Annotated in this window: 9 protein-coding genes; 2 read left to right on the top strand and 7 right to left on the bottom strand. The window is 37.1% G+C overall.

Annotated features, from left to right (window positions below):
* Positions 1–743: aspartate--tRNA ligase (aspS, locus tag Q1553_RS00995; protein ID WP_300842679.1), on the bottom strand; the 743-nt coding region annotated here is incomplete at its 3' end.
* Between the two features lie 271 nt (positions 744–1,014).
* Here aspS and Q1553_RS00990 point away from each other — a divergent pair.
* Entirely contained in the window at positions 1,015–1,425 is a 411-nt protein-coding gene (locus tag Q1553_RS00990; protein WP_115551289.1) for a Fur family transcriptional regulator, read from the top strand.
* Here Q1553_RS00990 and Q1553_RS00985 read toward each other — a convergent pair.
* The 6 genes from Q1553_RS00985 to Q1553_RS00960 are packed head-to-tail and all read right to left on the bottom strand — an operon-like array spanning position 1,422 to position 5,892.
* A complete protein-coding gene (locus tag Q1553_RS00985; protein WP_115551290.1) occupies positions 1,422–1,934 on the bottom strand; it encodes a YhcH/YjgK/YiaL family protein in 513 nt (170 codons plus the stop codon). The two genes, Q1553_RS00990 and Q1553_RS00985, sit on opposite strands and share 4 nt — an antisense overlap.
* 9 nt (positions 1,935–1,943) lie before the next feature.
* On the bottom strand, positions 1,944–2,411 hold the full coding sequence (locus Q1553_RS00980) for a histidine phosphatase family protein (protein ID WP_115551291.1): 468 nt from the start codon (positions 2,409–2,411) through the stop codon (positions 1,944–1,946).
* Between the two features lie 17 nt (positions 2,412–2,428).
* Entirely contained in the window at positions 2,429–3,109 is a 681-nt protein-coding gene (locus Q1553_RS00975) for a 5'-methylthioadenosine/adenosylhomocysteine nucleosidase (RefSeq protein WP_115551292.1), read from the bottom strand.
* 1 nt (position 3,110) lies between these two features.
* Positions 3,111–4,031, bottom strand: coding sequence for an ACP S-malonyltransferase (gene fabD / locus Q1553_RS00970; RefSeq protein ID WP_115551293.1), 921 nt, complete (start codon positions 4,029–4,031; stop codon positions 3,111–3,113).
* A gap of 11 nt (positions 4,032–4,042) precedes the next feature.
* Positions 4,043–5,662 (bottom strand): arginine--tRNA ligase, encoded by a 1,620-nt coding sequence (argS, locus tag Q1553_RS00965; RefSeq protein WP_297579393.1) that lies wholly within the window; start codon positions 5,660–5,662, stop codon positions 4,043–4,045.
* Positions 5,662–5,892: a twin-arginine translocase TatA/TatE family subunit gene (locus Q1553_RS00960; RefSeq protein WP_181881617.1), complete on the bottom strand. Its 231-nt coding sequence runs from the start codon at positions 5,890–5,892 to the stop codon at positions 5,662–5,664. The genes argS and Q1553_RS00960 overlap by 1 nt, the downstream gene beginning before the upstream one ends.
* A gap of 210 nt (positions 5,893–6,102) precedes the next feature.
* Between Q1553_RS00960 and Q1553_RS00955 the strand changes: the two genes are divergently transcribed.
* Positions 6,103–7,878: methyl-accepting chemotaxis protein (locus Q1553_RS00955; RefSeq protein WP_300842678.1), on the top strand; the 1,776-nt coding region annotated here is incomplete at its 3' end.

The raw sequence follows: 7,878 nt of genomic DNA, 5'->3' as shown, positions 1-7,878 counted from the left end.
GACATTACATCGTCTTGGGTGCAAAAACTCATTTCCACATCAATTTGCGTAAATTCTGGTTGCCTATCAAGTCGCAAATCTTCATCTCTGAAACATTTTGCAATCTGAAAATACTTATCAAATCCGCTAATCATCAGCAGCTGCTTAAATAATTGAGGGCTTTGGGGCAAGGCATAAAATTCGCCGTGATGCACACGACTAGGCACAAGATAATCCCGCGCACCCTCTGGCGTTGCTTTCGTTAAAATCGGAGTTTCAACCTCTAAAAATCCCAAGCTACTTAACGCATTTCTTGTCGCTTGTGCCACCTTGCTTCGCGTGATAAAAATCTCTTGCAAACGCGGATTGCGCAAATCCAAATAGCGATATTTCAAGCGCACATCTTCCCCCACACTTTCATCTCCTACCGCAATAGGAGGTGTTAGACTTTTGTTTTCAATCTTTAGAGATTCCACCAACACCTCAATTTTCCCTGTTTTTAGTTTAGGATTCTCTAGTCCCTCGCCTCTTGCGCGCACTTTTCCTTTTGCCAACAAAACATATTCATCACGCACTTCGCTCGCAATTTTATGCGCCTCTGCGCTATCCTTCGGGTCAAACACAAGTTGCACAAGCCCGCTGCGGTCGCGTAAATCAATAAAAACGATTCCTCCATGGTCGCGATAAGTATTACACCAACCGCATAAACTCACCATTTCTCCAATATTTTGCTCTCCCAAATCTGCGCAATAATGGCTTCTCATGGTATTTACTCCTAAAAAATAACAAAATAATTTGTGATTGTATCAAAAAATAATAAAAGGCAAAATTAATCTCAAGCCTTTAAAGTCGTATCGATGCAAATTAAGATTCCCAAATAATTCATTCATCACAAAATCTTTCCATTCCATAAAAAATAAATGATTACTTTGTGTAATTATTTATTGATAATCTTTCTTGATAAATAAAAATAATTTTTGTAAAATTAGTTTTTAAGAATAAAATTTTATTAGCCCATATTATTAGGATATTTAAATGTTTGAAAAAATTTTAAAAGAAAATCACCTCAAAATTACTCCCCAACGTTTAGCAATCCTGAAAGAAATCCAAAAATTTGGACATATCAGCATTGATGAAATTTATGAAAATGTCAAAGAGAGCAATCCCTCAATGTCTCTTGCTACAATTTACAAAAACCTTGCTTCTATGCAAGAAGCAAGAATTATTGATGAAGTGAAATTTCCCAACCAAAAGCAACGTTATGAGCTTGTGAAAAACCAGCATATGCATCTTGTTTGTGAAAAATGTGGAAAAATCACAGATATGGCACTTAATTCTTCCGTGGAATCACTCAAAACCGCTTGCACCGATATTTCTTCTTACAAAATCAAAGAAATCTCTATCGCAATGATTGGAATCTGCCCACAATGCCAAACCAAAGCTTAAAAGTTTAATTTAACATATTGTTTAGGAACTTTAACAACTACTTTCTGCACAAGCGAAGATTCTGCATTTGCAGAGATTCCACCCGCATGCACATCAAGACTTTCAAACACCGCAAGATTGCCGGGAAATAATTGAATGCTTGAAAGAAAAGCACTTGCGTGATATTCAATCAAATCGCGTGCATCATCTAAAGGATTCTTAATCTCGCAAAGACTATTTGGAGCGATAAAAAAAATCTCCTTGCCAAAAACTACCATTTGAAAATCAACCATTTCACTATGGCTTTCATAAAAAGCTTCTTTTGGCATTTTGGTATTATAAGCCTGCTCAATGGCTCGCACCCCCCCTTCAAAATACACCACAAATTCCTCCCCCGCTTTTAAAGCTATAATCCTCTGATGCACTTCACTGCTTTCATCTAAAGCATCAAAAAGATAGCCAAAGATTCTGCTTAACACTTCATTTTTCTTAAATTTGTTTGCCACATCTGGCAAATAACCCAAAAACATAGAATCCCTTTAGAAATTATGCAACCCTACAAGCAGCCAATCATTCTCACTTTCGCGTTCTAATTCTACCACGCAACCTTTGCCCACATACAAATTCAAAGTTCCTTTAGCACAGATAAATCGCACAAACTCACTAATGCTTGGCTCGTGTCCAACAACAACTAAAGTTTGCCAATCTTCTTCAATCTCATCTTTATGCCCTAAAAAACCTTGTAATCCTTCTTCGGGATTAATATTTGGATTTAAGAAAAAAGTGCTATGGGATTGTTTTTTAGCAATATACTTTGCAGTATCACACGCACGCAAAGCAAGCGATGAAACAATTGCATCTACATCGGGGTATTTTTTTGCAATATACTTTGCAATTTTTTTCGCTTGTTTTACACCTTTTTTGGTAAGCGGTCGTTTCATATCATCTTCGCCTACCCACTTTTCTCTATTCTCTGCTTTTGCATGTCGCACCAAAATTAAACGCATTTCCAAACCTCCTTAAATTAGATTTTTTCTATCATTTGAATTACAAATGCAATGTTTCTCTTACCGCTTTCTTCCTCATTGTATTCCTCTAGCTTTTCATCATTCACGCTATCGGATATAGTCCGAAGAATACAAAAAGGCACTTTGAGATTCTCACACACCACCGCTACGCTTGCACCCTCCATTTCTACTGCGTCCGCTTGAAAAGTCTCACGTATCCATTGTTTCTTGTCTTTTTGATTGACAAATTGGTCCCCTGAAGCAACGATTCCCTCATAAATTTGAAATCCAAGCTCACTTGCCACTTCTTTTGCAATCGCATTTAATGTGGAATCACTTTTGACAAATGTCTCACTCCCAGGAACAAACCCATAAGGATAGTCAAAAATTGTCAAATCCACATCGTGCTGACACAATTTACTTGCAAAAAGCAAATCTCCAACTTTATAACTTGGATTGATTGCGCCCGCAATTCCATTAAATATGATTTTTTCACAACCAAAATGTAAAATCATTGTGCTAGCGGTCAATGCTGCATGTACCTTGCCGATACGACTACATGCGAGCATTGCAGTCTTGTTTCCTGCTTTAATCTTATAAAAAGTATTGCCACCAAACTCCAAAGTTTCATAATCCTTGTAGTGTGCAAGCACAGGAGCAATCTCCTCTGGAAGCGCGCCAATAATACCAAATGTCATTTTAATCCTTTTGTAAAAAATCTTGAATCTCTGCATAAGTCTGCAAAGAAATCGTTTCTTTTTGACTCAATCGCTTATTTAAACCTTTTAACACATTGCCTCCACACTCTATGAAACCCTCAATCTCTGCATCATTCCCACGAATGGATTGTTTATAAAGCACAGGTGAAACAAGCTGCTTTGCCAACAAATCCAGTGCTTGTGCTTTACTCCCATAAGGTTTTGCATTTACATTTGAAATAATAGGAAAGGCAAAGGAATCCCCCAATGCTTCCTCTAGCAACACCCTAAAATCTGCGCACATTCCCTCTAAAATAGGACAATGGCTTGCCACAGACATCGGAAGCATTAAGGCGCGTTTTGCACCCAATCCTTTAATCTCCACTTCTAAGGTGGATAAATCCTCTCTGCTTCCTGCAAGCACCATTTGTCCATCGCCATTATAATTTGCACACCAAACTTTCAAGCCTCTATTGCGTTTTTTTGCACAAAACTCTTCTAATATATTATCTTCTAGCCCAAGCACAACCATCATACCTGCCGCTTTGGACTTGCAGGATTCCTCCATTAAATATCCTCGCTTACTAACCAATGAAATGGCTTGCTCAAAGCTCAAAGCTCCACTTGCGCAGAGCGCACTAAATTCTCCCAACGAATGCCCTAACCCAAAAGAAATTTTATCTTTTATTTTTGGCAAAATAAGAGAAAATACACTATAACTCACCAAAAGAATCGCGGGTTGTGTGTATTGTGTTAAATTCAATTTTTCATTCTCTTCAAAGCAAAGTTTTATCATATCTTCTTTTAGAATCTCACTTGCTTGCTCAAAATACCTCTTAACCTCTGTGCTATTCTCAAATAAGTCTTTACCCATTCCAATACTCTGACTGCCTTGACCGGGAAAAATTAATGCTTTACTCAAAATTACTCCTTTTACATACTTTCTTTAGCTTTAACACCAAGTAACGCAAGCCCTAAATTTAAAGACTTTGCAACAACAATTAAGACTTTTAGAATCTGCTCTTCTTTGGCAGTGGTTAAAATTTTTGTCTCATTATAGAATCGGTGGAACTCTCCTGCAAGATTTTTCAAAAAATCCACAACCTTATTGGGCGCGCGTTGCACAAAAGCATCTAACAACACCTTATCAAGCCCGAGTGAAAGCACCAATAAATCACGCAAGTTTTCGTCCATTTCTTTTAGAGATTCTACATATTGCTCTTTGGGGGTATTTTTAAAATCTTGAATCTCAAAACGTGATTTGGTAAAAAGCGTATGAATCCGTGCGTGTGCATAATTGATATAATACACAGGATTGCTTGCATCTTGTTTTTTCAACTCTTCTATATCAAATTCCAAATGCGTGTCTGCTTTTTTGCTTAAAAAAATCAAACGCAAAGCGTCTGCACCAACTTCCTCTACGATTTCTTTCATCAAAATAAAATTACCCGCGCGCTTGCTCATTTTATAGGCTTCGCCCCCTTGAAGTAAAGCAACCATTTGCGACAAAAGCACCTCTAGTTTATTGCTATCGTATCCCAAAAAGTTAATAGCGGCTTTCACGCGCGCAATATAGCCGTGATGGTCTGCTCCCCAAATATTAATATAGCGCGTAAAAGGGCGAATAAACTTGTCTCTGTGATAAATAATATCTCCCGCAAGATAGGTTGGCTCTCCACTTTCACGCACAATGACGCGGTCTTTTTCGTCTCCATATTCACTAGATTTTAGCCACAATTTACCCTCTTGCTCATAGACGCCATTGTTCGCTTTAAGTGTGCGCAATGTGGAATCCCAAGCCGTAAAAAGCTCCTTTTCACTCACATAGTTATCAAATACGATTCCAACTTGTGCTAAATTTGCCTTGATTTCCTCTAGCATTTTATCTTTTCCAAAGCAACTTAAGATTGCAATCTGTGATAAATTTTCAAAAACTTCCAACCCCAAAGAATCCTTTGCTTGCTGTGCTAACAAAAGCACATATTCACCCTTATAGCAATCCTGCGGCAACTCATAGGGTGCGCCAAAAAACAAATGTCGTCCAGCATAATAAATGGATTTACCCAAATTTTCTATTTGTGTGCCTGCGTCATTGATATAATATTCTGTTGAAATGCAAAATCCCAAAAACCTGCCAATACGCGCCAAACTATCACCAAAGATTGCCCCACGCGCGTGTCCAATGTGCAAAGGACCTGTTGGATTTGCGCTCACATATTCTAGCAAAATACGCTCCTGCACATCTTGCGATTCTACATTTGAAGCTTGACTTGCAGAATCTTGTTGCAAGAATTTCCACGCACATTGCGCTAAAAACATATCACTTAGACTAAAATTCACATAACCATTCAACACATTCACACTCGCAATTTGCGGCAAAGATTCTAACTTTTGCGCAAACTCTTGTGCAATGGCTTGCGGACTTTGTCGTAAAGTTTTGGCAAAGCTAAAAGTTGGCAAAGCAAAATGACCAAATCTCTTGTCGCGTGGCTTTTCTAAAATACTAGAAATCCCTAACGCTTCCTCTATAATCTGTTTGATATTTTGTGTCATTAGGATACTTTTGTTGTCTCGTTTGCAGGATTAGCTACGGATTCCTTTTTGTCTTGTTCAATCTTCGTATTTTGTGCTGTTATTTCTTCGTCCTCTTCTTTGACTGCTTTTTTGAAATTTTTAATTCCTGAACCCAAGCCTTTAGCCAAATCTGGAATCTTTTTTGCTCCAAATAACACAACAATAATCAATAGCACAATGAGCAGCTGCTGAACACTTGGCATCATCATCAAATCCTTTTTATTTATGAAATTTTGCGGATTATAACATAATTCCTCTTGCAACTACAAAACCACTAATTTTTAGATTCAATTTTTGAATCAATGTTACTAATTTTCAAAAATCATTAACTTTTGCCGATATTTTGGAATATTAATGAAAGATTTAATTGTTATATGCTATTCTTAACAAAAAGTTAATCTTAAGAAAAGGTTAAAGCAATGAAGTTATCTTTAAGCTTAAAAGCAACATTAAGCATTACATTCACGGCAATAATTGGGTTTTTAATTTTTGGGATTTTACAATATCAAATGACCAAAACTAGCACTCTATTATCTGAAACAGAAAGCTACCAAGGCAAGCTAAATTCTATCCAACTCTTGCTCATTTCTTATATTAATGAAAAACAAGTTGCCATCAATCAACTTAAAGACGATATTGCTAATCATTTAGATGATGAAGCAAGCATTGCTAAAAGCCTAGAACTTGTTGAAAAAACAAGCGGATTCAATCTTGTATATTTTGGCGTGGAGGAAAATGGAAGAATGCTCCGAAGCAATGGAAATCATGTCTTTCCAGAAAGTGGCTATGACCCGCGCAAACGCAGTTGGTTTTATGATACGAAAGCGCAAAATAAACCAATCATTTTAAACAATGCGTGGTTGCAAGCAAGCAAAAAACTTCCTGTTTTTGGCTTTGGAGCACCACTCCACCACAAGGGCAATTTTTATGGTGTTGTCAGTGGAGACATTGCATTAAAACCATTAAACAACTATTTAGAATCCCTTCAAAAAGGCGAACATTATACAATTTTTGCAACCGACCCGAGTGGCAAAATCATTCTTTCGCAAAATGCCGATGAAATCCTCAACCAAAGTGAAATCTCCAAATTATTAGTAGAAAAATCCAAAAACCATCAAAATGAATTTATTTTCTTTGACCAAGATAAACACCAAAGATTCGGAATCTGTTCTTTAAACTCATTAACTGCGTGGAATGTTTGTTTAGTAGGAGACGAGGCAACCTTATATCAATCCATTCGTGAAAACACTACTTTCCTAGCCATTTCATTGCTTATCTTTGCAATTATCCTTATCGTGCTGATTAATATTTTTGCACGCAAAATCCTTAACCCCATTAAGACTTTACGCAAAGGAATCTTAGACTTTTTTGACTACTTACATCTCAAAACTACAAGTGTAAAACTGCTCCATATTAACACCAATGACGAATTGGGAGAAATGGCAAGAGCCATTAACGAAAATATCAAAGAGATTCAAACTAATTTAGAAAAAGAGCGCACTTGTGTGCAAGAAACATTAAAATCTCTTGAATATGCAAAAGAAGGTAATTTTGGAAGATTTATAGAAGCTGAATCCAACAATAAACAACTCAACAACATTAAACTTTATCTCAATCAAACACTCCAAGACCTTAATCAAAACTTTGAAATCATTGAAAAGGCACTAGAAAGCTACAAAGGAGATGATTTTACCCATATTGCAGAGACAAGCAATAGTAAAGGTGCATTGCTTCGTGTAGTAGAAAACATCAACGATTTAAGAAGTTATATCCAAAATATGCTTCAACACTCTAGCGGAATCGCACAAACACTCAAAGGGCATTCTAGCACTTTACAAGAACGCGTAGCAAACCTGCAAGCTTCTTCTCACGCACAAAGCCAATCCCTAGAGCAAACGAATTTAGCTGTATCAGAAATCACAGATTCTATGCAAAATGTTGCAAGCAAAAGCAGTGAAGTAATCCAGCAAAGTGATGATATTCGGCAAGTCGTCAATGTGATTAAAGACATTGCAGACCAAACCAATCTTTTAGCCCTTAATGCAGCCATTGAAGCAGCAAGAGCAGGAGAACACGGAAGAGGATTTGCAGTTGTTGCTGATGAAGTGCGAAAACTAGCAGAAAGAACAGGAAAATCTTTAAATGAGATTGAAGCAAATGTGAATGTTCTTGTGCAAGGCATTAATGATATGAGT

The organism is Helicobacter sp. UBA3407 (genome assembly GCF_949747025.1).
GTDB lineage: Bacteria > Campylobacterota > Campylobacteria > Campylobacterales > Helicobacteraceae > Helicobacter_D > Helicobacter_D ganmani.
This window is presented reverse-complemented; position numbering and strand designations above follow the sequence as displayed.